This window comes from Brevundimonas sp. NIBR10, assembly GCF_027912515.1.
Lineage (GTDB): Bacteria > Pseudomonadota > Alphaproteobacteria > Caulobacterales > Caulobacteraceae > Brevundimonas.
On record NZ_CP115464.1, the window covers coordinates 329,863 to 355,711 of the forward strand.

Consider the following 25,849-nt stretch of genomic DNA (forward strand, 5'->3'; position numbering starts at 1 on the left):
GTGGCTATTCCTTCGGCTTCTCCGCCGCCGTGCCCGTGTTGATCTGGGGCACATAGAGGCCTGTGACCATGCGGGCGACGAAGCCGGCGGGCTGGGTGCGGGGGCCGTAGGCGGCGCAGGGGTCGGGATCGGCGATGTCGCGTACTGGCCGGTCGTGCTGGGAGATGGTGTCGCCGACGGTGTCGCCCAGGGGTTCGGCCAGTTGGAGGGCATCGCCGATGCGCGACAGGGACGGGGTGTCGGTGCCCACGACGTTGGCATTGCGTGCCCAAGCCAGGGCCGCGATCTGGGATCCGCTCTGGCTCAGCAGTTCGCTCTCGACGGCCAGACCACCGGTCGTGCCGGGCACACGGAAGGTTCCGGGGCCGGGGATGAAGGCATTGGCGACGGCCGAGACGCCACCCGCAGCGCCGCCCGTCGGACGGATGCCGACGACGGCGGTGCGCAGCCGGGCCGAACCGGCCGGGGCGTCGGCGAGGGTGAACCGTTCGCTGACCTCGTAGCAGATCTGGCGATCGACCTCGCGAAGGACCTGGGCCTTCTCCGCCTCGCTCAGGCCGGCACTCGCCTCGCCGACCAGGACGGACGGTTCCAGGAAGACGGTCTCGACCTTGGCGGCCTCGGCATCGTCGCGGCGTTGGCGGATCGAGGCCCGGATGGTGTCTTCGCGTGTCACCAGCCCGTCGTAGCGGCTCAGGAATCCCGCATTGGCGACCGGCGCCGTCTGGCAGGCGGTGACGGCGAGGCCTGCGACGAGGATGAGCGGCAAGGATTTCATGGCGTATTCCGGCAAGAAGGCAGACCGCGTCGAACGCGCGACCGTCAGAAAGGATCAGCCAGCTTAGCATTGTCATTCCGGTTCAGGGATTTATCGTAGCACCGGGCGGAGACGATCGGGGCGATGGACAGCGGACAGGATTTCAGACCGGACGCCGACGGCGATCCGTTCATCGCGCTGTCGGCCATGTTCGCCGGCCGCAACGTCCTGTTGCTCGAGGACGATCCGGCCCTGTCGGAACACGTCGCCGAACGTCTGTTGAAGGCCGGGTTCGCGGCCGTGGACCGGGTCGATCGCGGCGAGGCAGCGCTGGAGGCCGCCGCCGCCACCGCCTATGACGTGCTGATCCTGGATCGGCTGACCGCCGGGCTGGACGGGCTGGAGACGCTGAAGCGACTGCGGGGCACGTCCGGACCCTCGTCCGACGCGCCGGCCCTGATGCTGACGGCGCTGGGCGGTGAACGTCAGAAGGTCGAGGGGCTGCTGGGCGGGGCCGACGACTATCTGTCGAAACCCGTCGGCGACGAAGAGCTTCTGGCCCGGATCGCGGCCCAGCTGCGGCGCACGGTGCGCCACGCGAAGCCTGCGGGCGCCGACATTCTGAACGGGCCTTTCCGCCTGTCGCCGGGTGCCCGCACCCTGAAGCTGGAGATGCCGGGACAGGCACCGCATCTGATCGACCTGTCGCCGCTGGAGTTCGCCATCGTCTGCGAGCTGATGAGCGCGCGGGGTCAGCCGGTGACCAAACAGATGCTGTGGGACCGGTGCTGGGTCGAGTGGAATTTCCTGCCCGATAATTTCGTCAACATCATCGACGCCCGGATCAGCGCCCTGCGGCGTCGGCTGAAGGAACAGGCCCCCGAACTGGGCGAGGACCTGCATCCGCTGATCGTCTCGGCGCGCAGCCAGAGCCTGGTGTTCCGCGATCTCGATATCGGGCGCTGACCGCCGATGGCGCTGTGGCAGGGGTTCCGGGACTGGCTGGGGCAGCGGACCTCGACCCAGCTTGCCTCGGCCCTGGCCGTCATGGCCGCCGTGGCCCTGACCGGCTCCCTGTTCGCCACGGGCCATGCCGTCCGCACTGACCAACGCCAGCAGGCGGCCCTCGCCGCTTCCGCCGACTATGCCGCCATGGTGTCCAAGCTGGGGGCCGAATCCAGTCTGACGGCATCCAGTCTGACGGCCGGGGACGCAGCCTATCTGTCGGCCTGGCTCAGCGTCTTCCAGAGCGGGCCGGAGCGCGACGGGGCGACCCTGGAACAGACCTGCCGCACAGGTCGGGGCGGGGCGGGCGTGCGCTTCATCAGGGCCCCGGTCGGCAAGCCCGCGGGTCTGGCGGCGCTGGAAACCGCGCCCACCGCCCGGATGCCGGGGCTGGGGCCGGACACCTATCGCGTCACCTTGCACCGGGGCGTGCTGTGTCCCGGCCGAGCGGTCGAGGTGGTCATGGTCCGGCGCAGCGTGGGCTCGCTCGACATCGCCGTGGGGCGGGTCGTGGACCGTTCGGGCCAGGCCTGGGGCTGGGCCGTGCTGGCGGTTCTGATCACCGGGGCGGTGATTCTGATCTCGGGCCTGACCGCCGCCACCTATGCGCGGCGTCGCCTGACCCACGCCATCACCGAGGTGTCACAGGCCCTGGACCGCGCCGCCGTGGGTGACTTTTCCCGACGCGCGCCCGAGGTCGGGGTCGCGCCCGAACTGACCGAACTGACCGTTCAGGCCAACCGCACCCTCGACCGGCTCGAGGAACTGCTGAGCTGGCTGCGGGATTCGGCCGATCAACTGGCCCACGACTTCCGCACCCCCCTGGCCCGCGCGACGGCCCGGCTGGAACGGCTGTCCGAGGCCGGGGATACGGCGGAGCGCAGTCGGCTGGGGCTGGAGGCGGCCCAGGATTTGCGCGCCCTGACCCGGGCCATGAACGAAGCGATGGCCCTGCGCGAAGGCGAGGCCTGGCGGTTCGAGACGGTGGCGCTGGACCGGATGCTGGCCTCGGTCGCCGATCTGTACGAGCCGCTGGCCGAGGAACAGGGCGTCCGTCTGGTGGTCGAGGCCGAGGCGGTCAGCGTGCTGGGCGTGTCCTCGCTGTTGCAGAGGGCGGTCGCCAACCTGGTGGACAATGCGATCAAATACTCGCCGCCGGGCGGGACGGTGACGCTGCGCGCCTTTCACGACGGCGAGCGGCCGGCCCTGTCGGTGGCGGATCAGGGGCCGGGGATCGATCCGGAACGGCTGGCCGACGCCGCGCTGAGGTCCGCTGCGGCGGATGCCGAGGGTCGCGAAAGCCATGGGCTGGGCCTGACCTTCGTGCGGGCCATCCTGCGGCGGCACGGAGCCGAGATGATGATTGATGACGCCGCGCCGGGAGCCATCGTCACGGCGCATTTCACACGCTAGGTTGCCGCATCGGCGCGCGGAATTGCCAGCGCGGCCCGGGGGATGACGATGCGGCGCACTGTGTTTCTGGCGGGTTCGGCGATGGCGCTGGCGCTCACCCTCGTGCCGGTCTCGGCCAGTCTCGCCCAGGCCCAGACGGGCGGACTGCCCCGGTTCGCCATCCCCTATGACGAGCGGCGCGGGGTGTTCAGCTTCGCCAACGGTCTTGAGGATGCGCTTCCCGCCGTGGTCCAGGTGACGACCCTGGGAAGCTCGCGCGGGCCGACCTCGGGCGACAACGAGGCCAAGCCTCTGCAGACCGGCTCGGGCGTGATCATCGACGCAGGCGAAGGCATCATCGTCACCAACAACCACGTCATCGACGGCGGCACCAAATACACGGTCGACATGAGCGACGGCCGGCTGTTCGACGCCGAACTGATCGGCACCGACAAGGCCACCGACGTCGCCGTTCTCAAGATCAAGGCGACCGGTCTGGCCGAGGTCGAGATGGTCGATTCCGACACCTTGCGCACCGGTGATCTGGCGTTCGCCGTCGGCTATCCGCTGGGGCTGGACCAGACCCTGACCATGGGGGTGATCTCGGGCCTGGGTCGCACAGGGCTTGGCGATGCTGTCGAGGACTATATCCAGACCGATGCGGCGGTGAACTCGGGGAATTCCGGCGGGCCGCTGCTGGACAGCCGGGGGCGATTGATCGGTATCAACACCTCCATCCTGTCGGGCGGGTCGGACATGTTCGGCGGCGGCGGCGGAAACGACGGCATCGCCTTCGCCGTGCCGACCCGGATCCTCAACTATGTGGTCGGCCAGATCCGCGAGAACGGCGAGGTCAAGCGCGGCCGGACGGGTGCGATCATGGGCTCCCTGACCGCCGAGCGGGCGCGGGACTTCGGCCTGGGCATCGTGCGCGGTGCCGTCGTCGAGGACGTGGCCCCGGGCTCGGCCGCCGAGCGGGCGGGCCTGCGTCGTCGCGACATCATCACCCGGATCCAGAACCGTCCGGTCGCCAACGCGGGCTCGGTCAACGCCACGGTCGGGATCGCGCCTCCGGGAGCGGCCCTGGCCCTGGTCTATCTGCGCGATGGGCGGGAGCACACGACCTCGATGACGGTGGAGGAGATCACGCCGATCACCGTGGCGAACGGCGTCAGCACCACCGAAGCCTTCGGGGCCCAGTTCCGCACCGTCGAGGCGAGCGATGATCTCGAAGGCGTGACCGGCGTCCTCGTCTCGTCGGTGGGCGGAGGGTCGCAGGCCGCTCAGCAGGGGCTGATGGCCGGTGACGTCGTCATCTCGGTGGGCGAGACGCCGATCGCGGACATGACCGGGCTGAACTCAGCCTTGTTACAGTGGATCGTCCCCGGCGGGCCGGTCGTGCTTCACGTCAAGCGCGGGGATGAGACCATCGATGTCAGCCTGGGTGATACGGCCGACACGGCCCCGACGCCCGAGGTGCCGGCACCCGATGCGGCCTTGCCGGAGCCGGAAGCCCCGTCGGACGACCCCGCGTGATCCAGACAGCAAAACGCCCGCCGTGCCATCGGGGGGAGGGAGGCAGGACGGGCGTCTCGCTTTGGAGGAAGCGCCGGCCCGTCGGAGCCCATAGCTGGAAACATCCAGGGGGGCTGGGGGGGCTGTTCAGGATCCGGGACGCTTCCGAACTCCGAGGGGCCGACAAGAGCTGTTTCGCCGTCCAAGCGGGCGGGCGCTGGACCGAAACGGGGCCATTTCGTGTCGCGTGCATTTTTCCGGACCGCATGATTCAGCCGGTCTGCCCCGTGGCGTCGGGCGTGCGGCCGTCCTAACTTCAGGGGGATGAGCCTTGATCCCCCCTCCTCTGACAGCCGCCCCCAGGCCGGTCCGGTCTTCTTCGAGCGGCGCGAGCTGGACCTGATCCTGCGGGTCTATGGCCGGATGGTCGCGGCCGGCGAGTGGCGCGACTATGCGATGGTCGGCCACAAGGACGTCGCCGAATTCGCCGTCTATCGCCGCTCGGGCGACGCGCCCCTGTACCGGATCGAGAAGCGGCCGGCCCTCCAGACCCGTCAGGGCCAGTGGGCGGTGATCGGCGAGGGCGGTGTCGTGCTCAAGCGCGGTCGCGAGCTGCCCCAGGTGCTGCGCGTCTTCGACAGCCGCAAATTCCAGGTGGTGGAGTAGGGCCGAAGAAAAGGCCCCGGTGTTTCCACCGGGGCCTCTGGTCTCATCCCTCGGCGGGTTCGCCGATCAGCGGCGACCGCCGAACAGGGCCAGCAGGAACTGGAACATGTTGATGAAGTTGATGTACAGGCTCAGCGCACCGTAGCTGGTGGCCATGCCCATCGCATTCCGGTCTCCGCCCAGCTGGTAGTAGGTCATCTTCAGGCGCTGGGTGTCATAGGCCGTGAGGCCCGCGAACAGCAGGACGCCGACCGCCGAAATGATCAGCTGCATCAGGCCGTTCTGCAGGAACATGTTGACCAGCGAGGCGATGATCAGGCCGATCACGCCCATGATCAGGAAGGTCCCGAAACCGGACAGATCCTTTTTGGTGGTGTAGCCGAACAGGCTGACCGCACCGAACGCGGCGGAAGTGATCAGGAAGGTCGAGACGATCGAGGCTCCCGTGTAGCGCAGGACGACCGTGCCCAGCGAGGCCCCGATCAGGGCCACGACCAGCCAGTAGAGCCCGCCGGCCGAGGCGGCCGTGGGGTTCTTCATCACAAACCCGGAGCCCAGCAGTACGACCAGCGGCGCGAAGGCCACGATCATGCCCAGAATGGTGAAGCCGGCGAACCGACCGTCGGCGGTGACCTGATACATCAGGTCACGAACAGGCGGATAGGACCCGGTAATGAAAGCCAGGGCCGCCGAGACCAGCAGGCCGAGCGCGACCTTGTTGTAGACGCCCAGCATGAAGCTGCGCAGGCCGGCATCGACCGACATGTCGGCCGAGGCGGGCGCCACATTGGTGAAACCGTTTCTGAAGTCGCTCATCGCGAGATCAATCTCCCATGATGCCGGGGCAAACCCCCGGCCTAGGCGTGAATATCGGGGCAGATCGCCCCTCACGCAAGGGAATGCGGACTTTCCGATTCTGATCCCGGCCGCTACCAAGGGTCGCATGATCCGGCTGTTCACCGCCCTGTCCATGCCCTGGGATGTCGTGGAGACCCTCAAGCGCCGCCAGACCGGCCTGCCCGGCGCGCGCTGGAGGCCTGAGGAGGCCCTGCACGTCACCCTGGCCTTCTATGGCGAGGTCACCGAGACCCAGGCCGACGACCTCGCCGCCGAACTGGCCCGCATCCCGTCCGGCCGGTTCGATATCGAGCTGAAGGGCGTGGGCGCATTCGGCGACGACCACCGCTCGACCACCCTCTGGGCCGGGGTGGAGGCGAACGAGCGGCTGAACGTCCTGGCCGGGCGCTGCAAGGCGGCGGCGGAGCGGGCGGGGATCCGGATGGAGAAGCGCACCTACAGGCCGCACCTGACCCTGGCCTATCTGAAGACCCAGACCAATCCGGACCGGATCGCGGCCTGGATCGCCGGTCACAACCTGTTGCATTCGCCGGCTATCCCGATCGACCGGTTCGGCCTGTATTCCAGCACGGTCAGCGACGACGGCAGCTTCTATCAGCTCGAACGGGAGTACCCGCTGTGACCCCTGCCCTGTCGCAGGCCCCCGGTCCCGTGATCGAGACCGAACGGCTGATCCTGCGCCCGACGGCGGCGTCGGATTTCGAGCGGTGGTGCGACTTCCAGTCGGACCCGGAGACCACGCGCTTCATCGGCGGCCCCCAGACCCCGGCCCAGGTCTGGCGCGCCATGATGTCCGTTGCCGGGGCCTGGACCCTGACAGGCGTCGGCTTCTTTTCGCTGATCGAGAAGTCGACCGGCCAGTGGATGGGCCGGATCGGGCCGTGGCAACCCCACGGCTGGCCGGGCACGGAGGTCGGCTGGAGCCTGCATCGCGACGCCATGGGCAAGGGCTATGCGATCGAGGCGGCGGTGGCGTCGATGGACTATGCGGTCGATGTCCTCGGCTGGACCGACGTGGTCCACACCATCGATCCGGCCAACAGCGCGTCGGCCAGGGTCGCCGAGCGGCTGGGTTCGACCAACCGTGGCCCGGGCCGCCTGCCGCCCCCGTTCGAGAGCGCGACGGTCGATGTCTGGGGTCAGACGGCGGACGCGTGGCGCGAGAACCGCAGACGCTTCATCGACGGGACAGGCATCGGTCGCCCTCAATAGCCCCCGGCCATCATCACGCAGCTGAAGACCGGGAAGACGACGAAGGCCAGGATCAGGACGATCGCACCCGCCTTTTTGACCTGCGTCAGGACACCTCTGATCTCGCCTTCGTCGAGATCGCCGACGCGACCCGGGATGGCCTCGATCGTCCAGTCGCCGGTCTCGGGCTCCGCCTCCTGCGCGAACTCGCCGGCGCGGACACGGGCGATCAGATCCCGCCCCGCCTGAACCTGGTGATCAGGCGCAACGACCCGGACGTTGCCGATGGCGATCAGAAGATCGGGATTCATCGTCGCCATGTCGCGGTCGGGCAGGCGCGCATCGATCCCGTGATTGCGCAGGATCGCGACGGCCAGTTCGCCTTCAGGCAGGGTGGAAAAGCGGGCGACTTCCAGCTCGGTCATCGCCCGCCTTTTCGCCTTACAGGTCCAGCAGGAACCGTTGCGGGTCTTCCAGGTGTTCCTTGACGCGGACCAGGAAGGTCACGGCTTCCTTGCCGTCGACGATGCGGTGATCGTAGCTGAGGGCCAGGTACATCATCGGGCGGATCTTGACCTCGCCGTTGATGGCCATCGGGCGCTGGACGATGTTGTGCATCCCCAGGATGCCCGACTGGGGCGCGTTCAGGATCGGCGTCGACATCAGCGACCCATAGGTGCCGCCGTTGGTGATGGTGAAGGTGCCGCCCTGAAGCTGGTCCATGGTCAGGGCGCCGTCGCGGGCTGCCTTGCCGAGGTCGGCGATGCCCTTCTCGATGCCGGCGAGCGACAGGGTGTCGGCGTCACGGAGGACCGGAACCACCAGACCCTTGTCGGTGCCGACGGCCACGCCGATGTCATAGTGGTTCTTGTAGATGATGTCGGTGCCGTCGATCTCGGCGTTGACGGCCGGGATTTCGTGCAGGGCGTTGACCACGGCCTTGGTGAAGAAGCTCATGAAGCCCAGCTTGACGCCGTGGCGCTTTTCGAAGGCGTCCTTGTAGGCGGTGCGGAGCGCCATGACCTGGGTCATGTCCACCTCGTTGAAGGTGGTCAGTTGGGCGGCGGTGTTCTGGGATTCCTTCAGGCGACGCGCGATGGTCTGGCGCAGGCGGGTCATCTTGACCCGCTCCTCGCGCGGCTGATCGGCGCGAGGCGTGATGGCGGCGGCAGGCTTCGGAGCCGGGGCCGGCGCAGCGGCCGGAGCGGGCGCGGCGGCGGCAGCCAGGGCGTCGCCCTTGGTGATGTTGCCCTTGGGTCCCGTGGCGGCGATGGCCTTGGGATCGAGGTTGTTCTCGGTCACCACGCGCTGGACGGCGGGCGACAGGGTGGCGCCGCCCGACTTGATCTGGGCCGAACCGGCGTTGGCGGAGGCGGCCGGCGCGGCAGCGGTAGCTGCGGCCGCCGCACCGGCACCGGCGGCGATCGATCCGATGCTCTGGCCCGGCGTCACGGTCGAACCTTCGTCGGCCGCGATGGTCAGGACGCCGTCGGCGGGGGCGGAGACCTCGACCGCGACCTTGTCGGTCTCGATCTCGACCAGGACCTCGTCCTTCTTGACGGATTCGCCGTTGGCCTTGAGCCACTTGCCCATCGTGCCCTCGGCGACGCTCTCGCCCATGGTCGGGACGGCGATCGAGACCGAACCGCCGGAAGCAGCAACAGGGGCGGCGGCGGGCGCAGCCGGTGTGGCGGGAACGGCGGTGGCCGCGGCGGCCGGGGCGGCCTTGGCAGGCGCAGGGGCGGCAGAGGCGGCAGCGCCTTCGGTCACGACGCCCAGAACCGTTCCCGGAACCACGGTGTCGCCGTCCGCGGCCTTGATGTCGGACAGGGTGCCGTCAGCGGGAGCCACGACCTCCAGAGAGACCTTGTCGGTTTCCAACTCGACCAGGACCTCGTCCTTCCTGACCGGATCGCCGACCTTCTTGGTCCATTTGCCGATGGTGGCCTCGGAGACGGATTCACCAAGCGTGGGGGTCAGGATGTCGGCCATGGGAAGGTTCCGGTCGTTTCGGGCGTGGCGGTATATAGGGCAAGCTCGCCCCTAAGGGGAGCCGGGGCGGTCATTTGTCATCCCGGAAACGGCCAGGCCGTTATCCGGGACGGGCGGTCAGGCGAAGGCCTCGTCGGTGAAGGCCTTCAGTTCCTTGAGGTGGCGGCTCATCAGGCCGGCGGCGGTCGAGGCCGAGGCCGGGCGACCGACGTAACGGGCGCGCTTGGCCTTGATCTTCAGCTTGTCGAGCGTCAGCTCCAGCCACGGATCGACGAAGGTCCAGCCGCCCATGTTCTTGGGCTCTTCCTGGCACCAGACCAGTTCGGCGTTGGGGAAGCGGGCCAGTTCGATCGACACCGACTTCATCGGCCACGGGTAGAACTGTTCCAGCCGCAGCAGATAGACGTCGTCGCAGGGTTCGCCGGCCGCGACCTTCTTCTCGCGCACGTCCAGCAGGTCGTAATAGACCTTGCCCGAGCACAGGACGACGCGGCGGATGTCCTTGTCGGCCTTGATCTTGATGCCCGAGATTTCGGGGCGGGTCTGGGCGTCGTCGTGCAGGACGCGGTGGAAGGACGAACCCTCGGCCATCTCGGCGATGGAAGACACCGCCTTCTTGTGCCGCAGCAGGCTCTTGGGCGTCATGATCACCAGCGGCTTGCGGAAGGGCCGCTGCATCTGGCGACGCAGGATGTGGAAATACTGGGCGGGCGTCGTGCAGTTGGCGACCTGGATATTGTCCTCGGCGCATTGTTGCAGGAAGCGTTCGAGGCGGGCCGAGGAGTGTTCCGGACCCTGGCCCTCATATCCGTGCGGCAACAGCATGGTCAGGCCGCTCATGCGCAGCCATTTGCGTTCGCCCGAGGTGATGAACTGGTCGATCACGACCTGGGCCCCGTTGACGAAGTCGCCGAACTGGCCCTCCCACATGACCAGGGTGTTCGGATCGGCCAGCGAATAGCCGTACTCGAAGCCCAGCACGGCCTCTTCCGACAGGGCCGAATCGATCACCTCGAAATGGGACTGGCCCTCGCGCAGGTTGTTGAGCGGGATGTAGCGCTCCTCGGTCGTCTGATCGATGATGCCCGAGTGGCGCTGCGAGAAGGTGCCGCGCACCGAATCCTGGCCCGACAGCCGGATCGGGAAGCCCTCGTCCAGCAGGGAGGCGAAGGCCAGGCTCTCGGCCGTGGCCCAGTCGATGTTTCCGGTATCGATCGCCTCGCGACGCGCCTCGATGACGCGCTTCAGCGTCTTGTGCATGTCGATCGAGTTCGGGATGGTCGTCAGGCGGTGACCATAGTCGCGCAGCTTCTCGGCCGGGACCTCGGTCTTGCCGCGACGCTCGTCGTCCTCGGGCATACCCACGCCCTTCCACTGGCCGTCCATCCAGTCGGCCTTGTCGGCCTGGAAGGTCTTGCCGGCCTCGAACTGTTCGTCCAGCCAGGCCTCGAACTTGGTGACCAGGGCGTCGGCGTCGGCTTGAGACAGCACGCCCTCGCCGACCAGCTGTCGCGCATAGATCTCGCGCGTCGAAGACAGGGCGCGGATCTTGGAATACATCAGGGGCTGGGTGAAGGTCGGGTCGTCGCCTTCGTTGTGGCCATATCGGCGGTAGCAGAACATGTCCACCACCACGTCCTTGTGGAATTTCTGGCGGAACTCGGTGGCCACCTTGGCGGCGAAGACGACCGCTTCAGGGTCGTCGCCGTTGACGTGCAGAATCGGCGCCTGGACCATCAGGGCGACGTCCGAGCAATAGGGCGTCGAGCGCGAGTTGCGCGGGCTGGTCGTGAAGCCGATCTGGTTGTTGATGACGAAATGCATCGTCCCACCGGTACGGTAGCCCTTCAGACCCATCAGGGCGAAGCATTCGGCGACCACGCCCTGACCCGCGAACGCGGCGTCGCCGTGGATCAGCAGGGGCATGACCTTGGAGCGGTCGAGCGCCCACTGGCTTTCGGGCAGACCCGCATTGGCCTCGCGGATGTCGAACGCCTGTTTCGCCCGCGCCTTGCCCAGGACGACCGGGTTGACGATCTCGAGGTGCGAGGGGTTGGCGGTCAGCGACAGGTGGACCTTCTTGCCGTCGAACTCGCGGTCCGACGAGGCCCCCATGTGATATTTGACGTCGCCCGAACCCTCGACGTCCGACGGCACGGCCGAGCCGCCCTGGAACTCATGGAAGATGACCTTGTAGGGCTTGCCCATCACGGTCGCGAGGGTGTTCAGACGGCCCCGGTGGGCCATGCCGATGACGATCTCGTCGACACCCAGGGCGCCGCCGCGCTTGATCATCTGCTCCAGCGCCGGGACCATCGCCTCGCCGCCGTCCAGACCGAACCGCTTGGTGCCGGGGAAGCGCTTGTGGCTGAACCGCTCGAAGCCCTCAGCCTCGATCAGCTTGTTCAGGATGGCCAGCTTGCCTTCCCGGGTGAAAGTGGTGCGATCGAACTTGTCGGCACCCTCGAAGCGCTGCTGCAGCCAGGCCTTCTCCTCGGGCTCGGCGATATGCATGTACTGGATGCCGATCGGACCGCAGTAGGTCTTTTCCAGGATGGCCATCAGCTCGCGGACGGTCGCGTACTGGAGCCCCAGAACGCCGTCGAGATAGATGGGGCGGTCGAGGTCGCCCGGGCCGAAGCCGTGGAATTCCGGGGTCAGTTCGGCGTTCTGGATCGGCTGTTCGATGCCCAGCGGGTCGAGCTTGGCATGCAGGTGGCCGCGCACCCGATAAGTGCGGATCAGCATCAGGGCGCGGATCGAATCGTGGGCGGCGGCGCGGACGGCGTCTGCCGAAGGAGCCGAGGCGGCCTCGACCGGGGCCGGGGCGGTCTTGGCGACGGGCACCGGCTTCTTCGGATCGGGCTTCGGTGCCGGCCAGACGCCGTCGAACACGCCGGTTTCCTCGGTCGGTTCCAGGATCGCGCCGCGACCCCAGCCACCGGCGGCACCCGACGCCGTCACCGTTGCGGCCGTGTCCTTGAGCTGGTCGAAGAAGGAGCGCCACTCGGCCGTCACCGAGGCCGGATCGGCGGCCCACTGCTCGTGCAGGCCCTCGATGAAGGCGGCATTGGCTCCGTAGAGGAAGCTGGTCTCGGCAAAGACCTGGTTCAGCCGACCGGCATCGTCCGCCATTGTATTCGTCGTCCCGACTTTTTTCGTATCGTGGCAAGCGTCACGGTCACATCTGCGTGAAGCTGCGGTTCATATAGGCGCTGTTTCCTGACGGGTCATGACCGAACCGGGGCGAAAGGGATAGAAAATGCCCTTTACCACCGCAAAAATTGCAACGGCTCGTGTCGGACGGGGTCGGCGACGCAGAATTCGCGAACGAACGATGCCGAAGCGCCGGTCAGTCGGCGTCCTCCTCAGCGTGGTCGTGCGACTCGTCATCCGGGACCGGTTCCGGTTCGTCCGGGTCTTCCGTTGCCGATCCCATGGTGATGGCCACGCCCGAGAAGCCGGTCCGGGCCTCGAAATCGCTGCCCTCGGGGATGAAGCCGACCTTCACGTCGGCCGTTCCGGGCAGCATGTGATACAGGTTCCAGGTGCCGCCGATCATCTCGCCCGGCAGGTCGAAGGTCTCAACCGCAGGCGTGCCGACCCAGGCATCGACGACTGAGGCCGGTATCCGCTCGGTCGTGTCGAAGTCCCACAGACCGCAGCCCAGCAGGGTCATCTCGTCGCGATCCTCCCACTCCTGGATTTCGCCGTCGCCGTCGTCGTCCTCTTCCTCGCGCAGGACCGCGTGGATGCGATTGAGGACGACGTAGAAGGTCCGCTCGCCCCAGGCCTTGCCCCAGATGGTGAAGTCGGCGGTCATCTGAAGCTCCGGATCGACCGCCTCGGCCCGCGCCTTGCCCATGGTCGCCATCAGCTCGGGATGGTCGTCATCGGGCACGATCGCCCAGCCGTCGGCCGCCATCATCGCGGCCGTCGCAACGATGTCGCGGCGATGCGGCACGCAGGCGGCTCTGAACGCCTCCAGCCTCAGATCGGTCGGCGGCGTCGCCGGAGGCGGCGGCCCCTGGGTCACGATACTCAGCGCAGCCAGCAGTTCGATCATGGCGACCCCTCCGTTCGGAGCCCACAATGACGACAGGCCCGCCGAAGCGAGCCTGTCGAAACCTGTCCAAACAAGGTGGCGCTCAAGCAGCGAGCGACCGCGTCGCTAGCGCTAGCGCCTCGCGCCTCGCGCCTCGCGCCAGAGGCGCGACGCTCAAGGGCTGCCTAGCCCTTGAGCACTTCGACCAGCGTCTTGCCCAGGCGCGCGGGCGATTCCGACATGCGGATGCCGGCGGCCTGCATGGCGGCGATCTTGGATTCCGCATCGCCCTTGCCACCCGAGACCACGGCGCCGGCGTGGCCCATGGTGCGGCCCTTGGGTGCCGTACGGCCCGCGATGAAGCCGGCCATCGGCTTCTTGCGACCCTTCTTGGCCTCGTCGATCAGGAACTGGGCGGCGTCTTCTTCCGCGCCGCCGCCGATTTCGCCGATCATGATGATCGAGGTCGTCTCCGGGTCGGCCAGGAACAGTTCCAGCACGTCGATGAATTCGGTGCCCTTGACCGGGTCGCCGCCGATGCCGACCGCCGTGGTCTGGCCCAGGCCCTCGTTGGTCGTCTGGAACACCGCCTCATAGGTCAGGGTGCCGGAGCGCGACAGGATGCCGACCGAGCCCTTCTTGAAGATGGAGCCCGGCATGATGCCGATCTTGCATTCGTCGGGGGTCAGGATGCCGGGGCAGTTGGGGCCCAGCAGGCGCGACTTGGAGCCTTCGAGGTGACGCTTGACCTTGACCATGTCCAGCACCGGGATGCCCTCGGTGATGCAGGTGATGAAGGGGATCTCGGCGTCGATCGCCTCGATGATGGCGGCGGCGGCCCCCGACGGCGGGACGTAGATCACACTGGCATCGGCGCCCGTGGCCTCCTTGGCCTCGGCGACCGAGGCGTAGATCGGCAGGCTCTCGCCGTGCGAGCCGGTCCAGTTGGTGCCGCCCTTGGTCGGGTGCACGCCCGCGACCATCTGGGTGCCGTGATAGGCCAGCGCCTGTTCGGTGTGGAAGCCGCCCGTCTTGCCGGTCAGGCCCTGGACGATGATCTTGGTGTTCTTGTCGACGAGAATGGACATGGCGGTTCGCTTCTTTGTTCAGGCGGAGAGGAAGGGATTTTCGACGCGGACCGACCCGTAGGTCTGCCCGTGATTGAGGTCTTCGGAATAGAGCACCTTGGCGCCCAGGCGTTCGGCCGCTGCGATGATGGCCCCGTCCCAGTAGGACAGGTGATACCGGCGAGCGTGGTCGATGCCGGCCCGGATGATCTTGAAGTCAACCGGCTGGAAGGCCTTCTTGGACAGGCGCAGAACCCACTCCTGTGCCTCGTCGGCCGTGAGAGGGACGGAGCCCTTGCGCTGGGCGTTGACGTAGAATTCCGCGAGGACCTGACCCGACGTGCCGAATCGCGTCGTCAGGAGTTCGACCGCACGCTCGTACTTGACCGGCTCATCGACGGAGCCGAGCGCGGCGTAGATCAGCACATTGGTGTCGAGAAAGACCTCAGTACTCGCGATCAAACCGAGGTTCCCCGCTGTAGATCTCGTCACGGCTGCCCGGCCGCCAGTCGCCCATCCGGCCCTTGCTCTCGCGGGCCAGCTTCAATAGCGCTTCGGTCGCCTCGTCGTGTTCGCTTTCCTGCTCGACCAGTCGGGCCAGAAAGCCGCGCACCATCTCGTTGACGCTGGTCCGCTTCATGGCCGCCAGCACCCGCACCTTGTCGAGCAGGTCGTCGTCGATGGCGAGGGTCAGATTGCGGGTCATGCTGCGCTACACGGGTTATGTGTAGCACATAGCCTGTGTTGTCGATCTAGTCGAGGCGAGGCCGGAAATAGATCAGGGTTGAACCCGGCCCCGAACGATCCAGGGCCACCAGCCGCATCTGTCCGGTCCCAGCCATGGCGACGAACTGGGCGTCCGACAGGCTGCGGCTCGGCGCGCGGCCCTCGGGCGTCTGCAGCCAGGCATAGGCCTCCAGACCCGCGGCCCGTACGGGGGCGAAGCCCATCATCCGCTGCAGCGTCGCATCGAGGGCCCGGTGGTCGGTGGGCCGGGCGCTGACGCCGCAGAAATCCATGACCACCGTGTCGCGCCCGACCCGACGCGTCATCCGGCCGGTCATCACGAAGGTGATGTCGGTCGCGTTCGATCGCATGAAGCCGGCGCGTTCAGACGCATTGCGCAGGCGCGGCACCATGGTCTCCGGCACCGGCGAATACCCCGCCTCGGCCGCCAGGGCCGCAGCCCTCGCCGGATCGCCTCCGGCCGCGACGCAGACGGTGTTGAGGGTGGCGATTACGTCGGTGGGAGCGGGGGCCGGCGCGGCCTGGGCCGCAACGAGAAACGGCGACGCTGCAAGCAGCGCCGCCGTCACAAGGCCGCGAAAGCCTCTCATGATTTAGCCGACCGCCGCGACGATCTTCTGGGCGGCGTCATCGAGGTCGTCGGCGGCCTGGATGGTGAGGCCGCTCTCGTTCAGGATTCTCTTGCCCAGTTCGGCGTTGGTGCCTTCGAGGCGGACGACCAGCGGCACCTTCAGGCCCACTTCCTTCACGGCCGCCACCACGCCCTCGGCGATGACGTCGCACTTCATGATGCCGCCGAAGATGTTGACCAGAATGCCCTGGACGGCGGGGTCGGCGGTGATGATCTTGAAGGCCGCCGCGACCTTCTCCTTGCCGGCACCGCCGCCGACGTCGCAGAAGTTGGCGGGTTCCTTGCCGTACAGCTTGATGATGTCCATCGTCGCCATGGCCAGGCCGGCGCCGTTGACCATGCAGCCGATGTTGCCGTCGAGCGCGACGTAAGCCAGATCCCACTCCGACGCCTCGATCTCCTTGGCGTCTTCCTCGGTTTCGTCGCGCAGGGCCTTCATGTCGTCGTGGCGGAACAGGGCGTTGCCGTCAAAGCTGACCTTGGCGTCCAGGACGCGCAGATGGCCGTCCTTCATCACGATGAGGGGGTTCACCTCCAGCATCGCCATGTCCTTCTCGACGAAGGCCTTGTACAGGATCGGGAACAGCGACTTGCCGTCTTCCGCCGCGTCGCCGGTCAACCCATAGGCCGCGTTGATCGTGGCCACGTCGGCCTCGGTCACGCCCGTCTGCGGGTCGATGACGATGGTGACGATCTTCTCGGGCGTGTCGTGGGCCACGGCCTCAATGTCCATACCGCCCTCGGTCGAGACGACATAGGCGATACGGCCGTGCGCACGGTCGACCAGCAGCGAACAGTACAGCTCGCGCTCGATGTCGGCACCGTCCTCGATGTACAGGCGGTTGACCTGTTTGCCGGCCTCGCCCGTCTGGGCGGTGACCAGGGTGTTGCCCAGCATCTCGCCGGCGTGCTTGACCGCTTCCTCGACCGAGAAGGCCAGGCGGACGCCGCCCTTGGCATCGGCCGGCAGTTCCTTGAACTTGCCCTTGCCGCGCCCGCCGGCGTGGATCTGGGATTTCACGACATACAGCGGACCGGGCAGGGACTTGGCCGCGGCCTCGACCTGATCGACCGAGGTGACCGCGACGCCTTCGGCCACCGGGGCGCCGAAGCTCTTGAGGACCTGCTTGGCCTGGTATTCGTGAATGTTCATGTGCGCCCGCGATCTCTTAGGGAAGAATGGCCCTTGGGGAAGATTTGGTCGCGCTTATAGGCGCGGCTCCTTCGCAGGTGCAACAGCCCCGGAGCGATATCGCACCGAGGCTGGGCACCTTAATCTACCCAGTCGCGTTTCAGCGTTCTTGATGCCCCGAACAGGAGAACCGACGCCAGAAGATAGAAGCCCATGCCGGTGTAGATCGCCCAGCGCAGGCTTTCCTCCCCGAAGGTGGGGGCCAGCAGATCGCTCATCCAGCCGAAATAGAAGAAGCCGACGGCGATCCCCAGCAGGTTGTTGATCAGCAGGAACAGGGCCGAGGCGGTGGAACGCATGGGCGCAGGGACCAGATGCTGGATCGATGCGGTGATCGGCCCCAGCCAGGCCAGGTTCAGTCCCGTGGGGATCAGGAAAATCAGGAAGGCCAGGGTCAGGGCCAGGGGCGAGTTCAGCACCGCCTCGCCGGGTACGAACAGACCGATCAGCCAGGTCGAGTTCATCGCGAGAATGAAACACGGGGCCGAGATCAGGAAGGCGACGGCGGGCACGAGCGGATAGGCACCCTTGCCGCGTTTCGCCAGCCTGTCCGCGATCATGCCGCCACCCCAGATGCCGACCAGACCGCCGATCAGGGCGATGCCGGAATAGTACCAGCTGGTCTGGGCCAGGGTCAGGCCGAAGCTGCGCATGAAGAACAGCGGCAGCCAGCCCGCCACGCCATAACCACACACCGAAGACGCCGCCGCGCCGAGAGCCAGCAGCCAGAAGCTCGGCTTGGGGATGACGACCGAAGCCGTGGCGCGGGCGATATAGAGCGAGGCACCGATCACGAGGGCGAGAATGGCCGCGAAGACGAACAGCATCGTCTTGCCCGCCAGCGCCACGCCGGTCGCGCCGAGCGCCGCGCCGATCAGACAGGCAACCCCCAGACCCAGCATGATGAAGGCGGCGGCCCGCCCGGGGCCCTGCGCCGCCTGATCGATGATGGCCTGGGCCTCGGCCGTGACAGGAGCCACCGGGGCGACCGTCGCCTTCGCGGCATCAGTCCCGCCGCGTTTCGGGTCACGGACGGTCAGGCGCAGCACGGGCGCGACCAGCAGGCCCAGCAGACCCACGACGATAAAGGCGGTCTGCCAGCCGTAACGGGCCGCGAGAAGGCCGCCGACCAGGGTTCCAGCGGCCGTCCCGAGCGGAATGCCGAAGGCGAAGGCGGCGAGCGCGCGCGCCCTCTGGTGCGGCGGGAAATAGTCAGCGACGAGGGAATAGGCGGGAGCGACGCCGCCCGCCTCTCCCACGCCGACACCCATCCGGAAGAGGAACAGCTGGGTGAAGGAGCCGGCCATGCCGCAAAGCACGGTGAAGGCCGACCAGACCGTCAGGGCACCAGTCATGATCCACACGCGACTGAACCGGTCGGCCAGCCACGCAAGGGGAATCCCGAGGGTCGAATAGACCGAGGCAAAGGCGATGCCGCCCAGAAGGCCGAACTGGCTGTCCGACATGCCGAAATGCGCCTTCAGCGGCGCGGCCAGGATGCCGATGATCTGGCGATCCAGAAAGTTCAGCATGTAGACGAAGATCAGGATCGCCAGCACATAGAAGCGATAGCCCGGCTTCTCGATACGCGCGGTCGGGCTCGTGGCGTCGGTCATGCGGTTTCCTCGGGGCGTTCTTGTTGTTGGGAGCGACCCTAGCCGCCCCGCCTGTCGTCGCAACGAAAAAGGGCGGCGGTCCTCACCGCCGCCCCGATCCGCAAACTGTCGTCTGTTTCTAGAACTTGTACTGCAGCGATGCCGAGAAGGTGCGCGGCGGGCCGTAGTAGCCGATCAGCGAGTTGTCGAAGGTCGCGCCTGCGAAGTTGTAGGCGCCGACCCTGTATTCCTCGTCCGTCAGGTTCCGGCCGTACAGGCCCACGGTCCACCGGTCCGACGGATCGGTCCAGATCACGGTCAGATCGACCAGGCTGAAGGCCGACTGGTCCAGGATCGGGTTGGGGAACTCGAACTGGCTGTAGTCGTCGCGGTAGCTGACCGAAGGCGTGACGGCCAGGCCGCCGCCGAACACCTGGCCGGTCCAGGTCAGGCCGAAATAGCCGGTCCATTCCGGCGCGTTCTGGAGCACGACCTGATCGGCGATGTTCTCAAACAGGCGGGTGGTCAGGTTGAAGCGATTGAACTCGTCGAACTCGGCCTTCAGGTAACCGATGGCGAAGTTGGCCGTCAGGCTGTCCGACAGATAGGCCGCGCCCTCGAACTCGGCGCCGTAGATGGTCGAGGACCCGACGTTGTCGACGAAGGAGGCGATGCCGGTGGCGACGCCCGATGCGTTCAGGATTGGAACCTGGGTGGTGACCTGCTGGTCCGAATACTCGTTGTAGAAGACGGCGGACGAGAACGACAGGCGGCGGTCGAACAGCGAACCCTTCAGACCGGCTTCGTAGGAGTCAACGGTTTCGGGGTTGTAGCCGTTGACGGTCTGGGGCGTCGAAATGGCGTCGCCGCGCATGTCGAAACCACCCGACTTGAAGCCGCTGGACCAGGACACATAGCCGGTGACGGCGTCCGAGAAGTCATACGACAGGGCCACGCGTGGCGAGAAGTCGTCGAAGCTCTTGGAGTTGGTGTAGTCGGTCCGGGCCGCGCCCAGGGTGGCGCGCGGCGTGCCGCCCAGCAGCGGGCTGCGAGCCGCCGTCAGATAGTTGGCGCGGAACACGTCGCCTGTCTTGCTGTCGCTGGTGTAGCGGGCGCCGATACCCAGGTGCAGGCGCTCGGTCAGGTCGAAGTTGACGTCGGTGAACAGGGCGACGCTCTCGGTATCGACATAGCCGGCCGTGCCGATGACGATGCCCAGGGCCCCGGCGATGGTGTCGAAGGCCCCCGAGGCGGTGCCGTTCAGGTAGTACAGGCCGGCGACGCCCTGGATCCGGTCGGTCTCGAACAGGAACTGGAACTCCTGGGTGAACTGGTGGTCACCATAGATGGCCGGGATGTCGAGGGTCGGCTGTGGCGTGTTGTCGAAATCGATGACAGTGTTGGTATCGCCGCTGCGATAGGCGGTGATCGACTTGAAGGTCCAGATGTCCGACAGGTTGATCTCGGCCGTCAGGGAGACGCCCTCGGTCGTGACCTCATTGGTGTCGCCAATACCGGCGCGGGTGTCATAGACACTGCCCGGGATACCCGAACCGGCGGTGACGCCGGCGACTTCGCGGTGGCCGTGGCGGGGGTTGGAGTTGTCCTCGACCCGGTCGTAGGCCAGGCGGAAGAAGGCGTTGTCATAGGGCTGGTACTCGACGCTGATCCGGCCGCCCAGGACGTCCTTGTTATAGTGTTCCGCGCCGGTGTTCAGGTTCTTGCCGAAGCCGTCGCGGTTGTAGCTGGCGATGGCGCCGCCGATGCGCAGCTGGTCGGTGATCGGGACCGAGCCGGCGATCATGCCGTCGACCTGGCTGTAGGAACCGACGGTCCCGCGCAGGGTCAGCGACGGGTCGGTCGAGAGTTTCGAGGTCACATATTTGATGGCGCCGCCGACCGTGTTGCGGCCGTACAGCGATCCCTGCGGGCCACGCAGAACCTCGATACGGGCCACGTCATAGATGTCGAGCACCGCGCCCTGGGGGCGGGCGACATAGACGTCATCGACATAGAGGCCGACGCCGGGCTCGAAGCCCCAGAGCGGATCCTGCTGGCCGACGCCACGGATGAAGGAGATCAGGGTCGAGTTGGAGCCGCGCGCGACCTGGACCGTGGCGTTCGGGGTCTGTTGCTGCAGGGCGGTGATGTCGGCGGCGCCCGTCTGTTCCAGGCGCTCCTCGCTCAGGGCCGAGACGGCGACCGGGACATCCTTCAGCTGTTCGTCGCGGCGGCGCGCGGTGACGACGACGTCGTCCAGCGAAGCGGCGTCATCCTGGGGCACGGCATCCTGGGCATAGGCACCCGACGAAATGGCAGCCATCGCCGCGCCGGCCAGCAGCGCGCTCTTCATGAATCGTTTCATGTGGGTCTTTCCGTTCCTGTTGTTTCCAGCCACGACGCTTTTATTCAGCGTTCGATGATTTTCCTGAAACTGACCTCGTTTGAGCGCGGTGTCAAACGGCCCCGCTTGTCTGCGCAGCCATCGGTCCGCCTCTGTGGCGCCGTTGCACAGGGGGCGGATGCGAGACTAGCGTGACCGGATGACCAAGTCGGACGCTACACACCCGAACCCCGCGCCTGCCCCGGCCCGACGCGGACGCCCGCCAAAGGCCGCGCCGGGGGCGACGCCCGACACCCGCGAGATGATCCTGGATGCGGCCGAAGACCTGTTCTCCAAGCATGGCTTCTATGGTGTCACCATCCGCGAGGTGGCGCGCGAGGCCGGCGTCGATACCGCCCTGGTCCACTATTATTTCGGGGCCAAGCGGGGCCTGTTCGACGCGGTCTTCCTGAGGCGGGCCGAGGTCTGGAACACCGACCGGGTCGACGCCATCAACCGCTATGCCGCCGAGATGGGCGAGGCGATGACGCTCGAAGGCCTGCTCGAGGCCTTTCTGCGGCCGCCCTTCGAGTGGTCGCTCAAGGGCGGGCCGGGCTGGAAACACTATGCCGCCCTGGTGGCTCAGACCAACGCCAACCCCGCCTTCGGGGGCGAGACCATGGCCCGCTATTTCGACCCGGCCATCCATCGGCTGATCGAGCTGATCGCCCGGGTCATGCCGTGGGCGCGGGAGGTCGATCTGTACTGGGGCTATCACAACCTGTCGGGTGCCCTGACCCTGACCCTGGGCGAGACCGGGCGGCTGGACCGGCTGTCGGGCGGGCTGGCCCGGTCAGGCGACCTGGAGAGCGCCTGCGCCTATATGGTCCGGTTCGCGGCGGCAGGGTTCCGGGCGGTCTGCGGGGAACCGGACACCGTCTAGTGCCCGCCTGAGGGATAGGGCGAGGTCACCGCGCCCGAGAACATGCCCGGGATCGCTTCGCCCAGGCCCGCCAGGATGAACTGGATCGCAAGGGCGCACAGGATCAGGCCCAGCACCCGCACCACGATCGCCATCCCGACCTCGCCGATAAGGCGGCTGATCGGCCCGGTCAGGGTGAAGACCACGAAGGTGGCCAGGCTGGCGGCGCCGATGGCGATCACGCCGGCGACAGTGCCTGTCGCACCCAGTTTGGTCGCCTCGCCCGCCTGGATGATGATGGTCGAGATGGCCCCAGGCCCGATCAGCAGGGGCATGGCGAAGGGCACGATCAGCCGCTTGAACCGCCGCCGGGCATAGCCCCGCACGTCCTTGGCGTCGGCCTGGGCGTCCGCGTCGGCGAACATGGTCAGGAAGTCCTCGCGGGTCATGTCGAGGCCCAGCAGCAGCAGGAGGATGCCCCCCGCGATCCGGAAGGCCGCCAGCGAGATGCCGAAGAACTGGAGCAGCCCCAGGCCGGTGAAGAAGAAGAAGGCCAGGAAGGCCGCGATGAATAGGCAGATCAGGGCCGAGACCGACAGCCTCTGGCGCATCGTCGCCCCGGCCGTGGCGGCGGCGAAGATAGGGATGTTGCCGATGGGGTCCAGCAGGGCGAACAGGGCCACGAACAGGTTGACCCCCAGATCGAGCGCGTCCATGCCGTGTCCTCAGCCCCAGTCCCACGCCGGCCCTAGCGCGACGTCTCAGAGCGCAACGCTTAGCCGCTCCGCGCGAGTCCGTCGATGACCCCTGCCGCCGAAGTCCGTCCCAACCGGCCGCCCGATCCCCGCCTGATCTGCGCCCTGGACCTGCCGACGGTGGCCGAGGCACGGGCCCTGGTGGAGGCGACGTGGGACGCCGTGGGCTTCTACAAGATCGGGCTGCAGCTGTTCGCCTCGGACGGGATGGGCCTGGCGCGGGAGCTCAAGGCCGGGGGGCACCGCATCTTCCTGGACTGGAAGCTGCACGACATCGGGGCGACGGTGGAGAAGGCGGCGGCGGTGCTGGCCGAGGCGGGGTGCGACCTGCTGACGGTCCACGCCCGGCCCCAGGTCATGGCGGCGGCGGCGCGGGGGGTGGCCGGGTCGGGGCTCAAGGTGCTGGGGGTCACGGTCCTGACCAGCCTGGACGCAGACGACCTGATCGCCGACGACCACAGCCTGTCCCCGGCCCTGCTGGTCGAGCACCGGGTCCGCCAGGCGCTGGAGGCCGGGATCGACGGCGTGGTCTCCAGCCCCCACGAGGCCGCCCGGGTGCGCGAGATCGCCCGGGCCAGCGGCCGCGACGACTTCCTGATCGTGACGCCGGGGGTCAGGCCCGCCGGAGCCGCCCTGGACGATCAGGCCCGGGCCGCGACCCCGGAACAGGCCCTGAGGGACGGGGCCACCCACCTGGTCATCGGCCGCCCGATCAGCGCGGCGACGGACCCGAGGGCGGCCGCCCTGGCCATCGCCGGGCAGATGGCGCTGGTCTAGCCCCCTCCCCGATCAGGCCTGGCGCGCGTCGCGCTTGGCCAGGACGCGCAGGCGGAGCGCGTTCAGCTTGATGAAGCCGGCGGCGTCGTTGTGGTCATAGGCCTGGACGCCTTCCTCGAAGGTGACCAGGTCCTGGTCGTAGAGGCTGTAGGAGCTCTCGCGGCCGATGATGCCCACATTGCCCTTGTAGAGCTTGACCGTGACCGTACCGGACACTTTTTGTTGTGAATAATCAATGGCTTGCTGAAGCATCAGGCGCTCAGGCGCGAACCAGAAGCCGTTGTAGATCAGCTCTGCATATTTGGGCATCAGCTGGTCCTTCAGGTGCATGGACCCGCCGTCCAGGGTGATGGATTCGATGCCCCGGTGCGCGGCCAGCAGGATGGTCCCGCCGGGGGTCTCGTAGACGCCGCGCGACTTCATCCCGACGTAGCGGTTCTCGACCAGGTCGAGACGGCCGACGCCGTTGGCATGGCCCAGTTCGTTGAGCTTGGTCAGGATGGTGGCGGGCGACATGGCCACGCCGTCGATGGCGACGGGGTCGCCCTTCTCGAAGGTCATGGTGAAGACGTGGGCCTTGTCGGGCGCGTCCTCAGGGCTGATCGTGCGCTGGTGGACGAACTCGGGGGCCTCGACGGCGGGGTCTTCCAGCACCTTGCCCTCGGACGAGGAGTGCAACAGGTTCGCGTCGACGCTGAAGGGGGCCTCGCCGCGCTTGTCCTTGGCGATGGGGATCTGGTTCTTCTCGGCGAAGTCCAGCAGGGCCTCTCTGGAGCGGTATTCCCATTCGCGCCATGGGGCGATGACGCGGATGTCGGGCTCCAGCGCATAATAGCCGATCTCGAACCGGACCTGGTCATTGCCCTTGCCGGTCGCGCCGTGACAGACGGCGTCGGCGCCGACCATGCGGGCGATCTCGATCTGGCGCTTGGCGATCAGCGGGCGGGCGATCGAGGTGCCCAGCAGATACTGGCCCTCATAGACGGTGTTGGCGCGGAACATCGGGAAGACGAAGTCGCGCACGAACTCCTCGCGCAGGTCGTCGATGAAGATGTTCTCGGGCTTGATCCCCATCTTCAGCGCCTTCTCCCGCGCCGGCCCCAGCTCCTCGCCCTGGCCCAGGTCGGCGGTGAAGGTCACCACCTCGGCATTATACTCGGTCTGCAGCCACTTCAGGATGATCGAGGTGTCGAGCCCGCCCGAATAGGCGAGGACGACCTTCTTGACGGGGGCGGACGAGGCTTTGGACATGGAAGAGACCCTTGATCGCGGGGAGGCGGTTGCGCGCGCTTAAACGGCGTGAAGGCGGCGGATGCAAGACCTGTGGGTCAAAGGGGTGGGTGGGAAAAGCAGGGTCTGAAAAGTCTGAATGGTCTGAAACGCGAGGGATAAGGGGTGCGCCGGGGCCGGCGGTGGATCAAAAACGAGGTCTGAATAGTCTGAACAGGCTGAAATCCGGGTCGGCGGTCGGTCCCGCTGGACTGTCCGGGCTCCGAAAATAGAGTCCGAAGAGTCCGAAGAGTCCGAAGAGTCCGGACCGTTCGGTGTTATGCTTGAAATACCCCCTCGATCCATCGAGCGACCGCATCCTACTACGGTCTGGACGCATGCTAGATCGAAGCCTTCGAGCGACGAACTGCGTGTAGGCGGGACGGGGGTTTGGGGGCGAAAAGGGGTGTTTGTGGTGGGCGAGAAAAAAGACAATTTTCTGCCCGGAGCGGCCGTTGGTGCCGCTATGGCGTGCTCGACTGGGCGCTGCTCCCGGGCGTTGCTTTAGCCGTCGGGTGGCGGCAGGGGCCGGATGTCCGGGAGGAGTCGGCCAAAGCCCTCCGCCTCGGCCCCTGCACGCGCCCTAGCCGCTTCAGGGCGTCTCGGTGATCTGAAGCGTGGCGCTGGCCGAGTTGCCGCCGAAGACGCCGACCCAGACGTCGTAGGTGCCGCTCTGGGGGCGGCTGAAGCGGACCATGGCGTCGCCGTCGCCGTAGCTGTCGTCGTCGCAGTACCAGCGGCCGTCCGGGCCGTTGATGATCAGGGTGGTGTCGGTGCCGGACAGGGTCCGGAACACGAGCGGCAGAGACCCGGCGGAATAGGTCACCTCGAAGTCGGGCGCATTGGAGATCATGCCGGTGCAGGCACCGGGCAGGGCACCCCCGTTCACGCTGCCGCCCGCCGTGACGGAGACGGCATAGGGGTCGGGGGTGAAGCCGGCGCGCAGCGAAATCTCGCCGTAGGTCGCGTTCAAACTGGCGTCCTGGGCCGTCGCGGCACCGGCCAGCATCAGAGCCACCATCGTGGCGGAAGCAAACATCTTCATGGTCTTGGTCCCTAAGCGGACGATCCAGGCGATGTCGCATACGTCCGATGTCGACATCATCCCCACGGCACAGCTTGTTGACGAGCACCATAGGTATGGTGGTCG

24 protein-coding genes are annotated in these 25,849 nt (G+C 67.2%); 8 read left to right on the forward strand and 16 right to left on the reverse strand.

The window, feature by feature from the left end; translation table 11 throughout:
• Positions 1-4: 4 nt before the first annotated feature.
• On the reverse strand, positions 5-778 hold the full coding sequence (locus O5K39_RS01685) for a DUF3313 domain-containing protein (protein WP_271145578.1): 774 nt from the start codon (positions 776-778) through the stop codon (positions 5-7).
• A gap of 123 nt (positions 779-901) precedes the next feature.
• On the opposite strand from O5K39_RS01685, the gene O5K39_RS01690 reads away from it, so the two are divergent.
• From O5K39_RS01690 to O5K39_RS01705, 4 genes are all read left to right on the forward strand, one after another.
• Positions 902-1,723 carry a response regulator transcription factor gene (locus O5K39_RS01690; RefSeq protein ID WP_271145579.1) on the forward strand — a complete coding sequence of 274 codons (822 nt, stop codon included), beginning with the start codon at positions 902-904 and terminating at the stop codon, positions 1,721-1,723.
• Positions 1,724-1,729: 6 nt separating this feature from the next.
• Positions 1,730-3,175 (forward strand): ATP-binding protein, encoded by a 1,446-nt coding sequence (locus tag O5K39_RS01695; protein ID WP_271145580.1) that lies wholly within the window; start codon positions 1,730-1,732, stop codon positions 3,173-3,175.
• Between the two features lie 48 nt (positions 3,176-3,223).
• Complete coding sequence (locus O5K39_RS01700) at positions 3,224-4,690, forward strand: trypsin-like peptidase domain-containing protein (protein WP_271145581.1); 1,467 nt, start codon at positions 3,224-3,226, stop codon at positions 4,688-4,690.
• 303 nt (positions 4,691-4,993) lie between these two features.
• Positions 4,994-5,335 carry a DUF2794 domain-containing protein gene (locus tag O5K39_RS01705; RefSeq protein ID WP_271145582.1) on the forward strand — a complete coding sequence of 114 codons (342 nt, stop codon included), beginning with the start codon at positions 4,994-4,996 and terminating at the stop codon, positions 5,333-5,335.
• Positions 5,336-5,401: 66 nt separating this feature from the next.
• Here O5K39_RS01705 and O5K39_RS01710 read toward each other — a convergent pair whose 3' ends face one another.
• Positions 5,402-6,151: a Bax inhibitor-1/YccA family protein gene (locus O5K39_RS01710; protein ID WP_271145583.1), complete on the reverse strand. Its 750-nt coding sequence runs from the start codon at positions 6,149-6,151 to the stop codon at positions 5,402-5,404.
• A 127-nt stretch (positions 6,152-6,278) separates the two neighbouring features.
• On the opposite strand from O5K39_RS01710, the gene thpR reads away from it, so the two are divergent.
• Entirely contained in the window at positions 6,279-6,815 is a 537-nt protein-coding gene (gene thpR / locus O5K39_RS01715; RefSeq protein WP_271145584.1) for an RNA 2',3'-cyclic phosphodiesterase, read from the forward strand.
• 8 nt (positions 6,816-6,823) lie between these two features.
• Complete coding sequence (locus O5K39_RS01720; protein ID WP_271147208.1) at positions 6,824-7,405, forward strand: GNAT family N-acetyltransferase; 582 nt, start codon at positions 6,824-6,826, stop codon at positions 7,403-7,405.
• Here the strand turns inward: O5K39_RS01720 and O5K39_RS01725 are convergent.
• The 11 genes from O5K39_RS01725 to O5K39_RS01775 all read right to left on the reverse strand — a co-directional run bounded on the left by O5K39_RS01725 (position 7,399) and on the right by O5K39_RS01775 (position 21,018).
• A complete protein-coding gene (locus tag O5K39_RS01725) occupies positions 7,399-7,809 on the reverse strand; it encodes a hypothetical protein (protein ID WP_271145585.1) in 411 nt (136 codons plus the stop codon). The two genes, O5K39_RS01720 and O5K39_RS01725, sit on opposite strands and share 7 nt — an antisense overlap.
• 16 nt (positions 7,810-7,825) lie before the next feature.
• The gene (gene odhB, locus O5K39_RS01730) at positions 7,826-9,376 is read right to left on the reverse strand and encodes a 2-oxoglutarate dehydrogenase complex dihydrolipoyllysine-residue succinyltransferase (RefSeq protein ID WP_271145586.1); all 1,551 of its coding nucleotides are present in this window, start codon (positions 9,374-9,376) and stop codon (positions 7,826-7,828) included.
• A 117-nt stretch (positions 9,377-9,493) separates the two neighbouring features.
• Entirely contained in the window at positions 9,494-12,511 is a 3,018-nt protein-coding gene (locus O5K39_RS01735; RefSeq protein WP_271145587.1) for a 2-oxoglutarate dehydrogenase E1 component, read from the reverse strand.
• A 217-nt stretch (positions 12,512-12,728) separates the two neighbouring features.
• Positions 12,729-13,442 carry a hypothetical protein gene (locus O5K39_RS01740; protein ID WP_271145588.1) on the reverse strand — a complete coding sequence of 238 codons (714 nt, stop codon included), beginning with the start codon at positions 13,440-13,442 and terminating at the stop codon, positions 12,729-12,731.
• Positions 13,443-13,606: 164 nt separating this feature from the next.
• Positions 13,607-14,509, reverse strand: a complete 903-nt coding sequence (gene sucD / locus O5K39_RS01745; RefSeq protein WP_271145589.1) for a succinate--CoA ligase subunit alpha — start codon at positions 14,507-14,509, stop codon at positions 13,607-13,609.
• 18 nt (positions 14,510-14,527) lie between these two features.
• Positions 14,528-14,950, reverse strand: a complete 423-nt coding sequence (locus O5K39_RS01750) for a PIN domain-containing protein (RefSeq protein WP_271145590.1) — start codon at positions 14,948-14,950, stop codon at positions 14,528-14,530.
• A complete protein-coding gene (locus tag O5K39_RS01755; protein ID WP_271145591.1) occupies positions 14,934-15,194 on the reverse strand; it encodes a DUF6364 family protein in 261 nt (86 codons plus the stop codon). Before O5K39_RS01755 ends, O5K39_RS01750 begins: the two co-directional genes overlap by 17 nt.
• Before the next feature lie 46 nt (positions 15,195-15,240).
• On the reverse strand, positions 15,241-15,825 hold the full coding sequence (locus tag O5K39_RS01760; RefSeq protein ID WP_271145592.1) for a hypothetical protein: 585 nt from the start codon (positions 15,823-15,825) through the stop codon (positions 15,241-15,243).
• Between the two features lie 3 nt (positions 15,826-15,828).
• Positions 15,829-17,019, reverse strand: a complete 1,191-nt coding sequence (gene sucC / locus O5K39_RS01765; protein WP_271145593.1) for an ADP-forming succinate--CoA ligase subunit beta — start codon at positions 17,017-17,019, stop codon at positions 15,829-15,831.
• A gap of 119 nt (positions 17,020-17,138) precedes the next feature.
• The gene (locus tag O5K39_RS01770; RefSeq protein ID WP_271145594.1) at positions 17,139-18,674 is read right to left on the reverse strand and encodes an MFS transporter; all 1,536 of its coding nucleotides are present in this window, start codon (positions 18,672-18,674) and stop codon (positions 17,139-17,141) included.
• Positions 18,675-18,792: 118 nt separating this feature from the next.
• The gene (locus O5K39_RS01775) at positions 18,793-21,018 is read right to left on the reverse strand and encodes a TonB-dependent receptor (RefSeq protein WP_271145595.1); all 2,226 of its coding nucleotides are present in this window, start codon (positions 21,016-21,018) and stop codon (positions 18,793-18,795) included.
• Between the two features lie 178 nt (positions 21,019-21,196).
• Between O5K39_RS01775 and O5K39_RS01780 the strand changes: the two genes are divergently transcribed.
• Complete coding sequence (locus O5K39_RS01780; protein WP_271145596.1) at positions 21,197-21,919, forward strand: TetR/AcrR family transcriptional regulator; 723 nt, start codon at positions 21,197-21,199, stop codon at positions 21,917-21,919.
• Here the strand turns inward: O5K39_RS01780 and O5K39_RS01785 are convergent.
• Positions 21,916-22,614, reverse strand: coding sequence for a MarC family protein (locus O5K39_RS01785; protein ID WP_271145597.1), 699 nt, complete (start codon positions 22,612-22,614; stop codon positions 21,916-21,918). The two genes, O5K39_RS01780 and O5K39_RS01785, sit on opposite strands and share 4 nt — an antisense overlap.
• Positions 22,615-22,698: 84 nt before the next feature.
• On the opposite strand from O5K39_RS01785, the gene pyrF reads away from it, so the two are divergent.
• Positions 22,699-23,430 (forward strand): orotidine-5'-phosphate decarboxylase, encoded by a 732-nt coding sequence (gene pyrF, locus O5K39_RS01790; protein WP_271145598.1) that lies wholly within the window; start codon positions 22,699-22,701, stop codon positions 23,428-23,430.
• A 12-nt stretch (positions 23,431-23,442) separates the two neighbouring features.
• Here pyrF and O5K39_RS01795 read toward each other — a convergent pair whose 3' ends face one another.
• Together O5K39_RS01795 and O5K39_RS01800 are read right to left on the reverse strand one after the other, a co-directional pair.
• On the reverse strand, positions 23,443-24,681 hold the full coding sequence (locus O5K39_RS01795; RefSeq protein ID WP_271145599.1) for an argininosuccinate synthase: 1,239 nt from the start codon (positions 24,679-24,681) through the stop codon (positions 23,443-23,445).
• A 610-nt stretch (positions 24,682-25,291) separates the two neighbouring features.
• Positions 25,292-25,744: a peptidase S1 gene (locus tag O5K39_RS01800; protein WP_271145600.1), complete on the reverse strand. Its 453-nt coding sequence runs from the start codon at positions 25,742-25,744 to the stop codon at positions 25,292-25,294.
• Positions 25,745-25,849 lie beyond the last annotated feature (105 nt).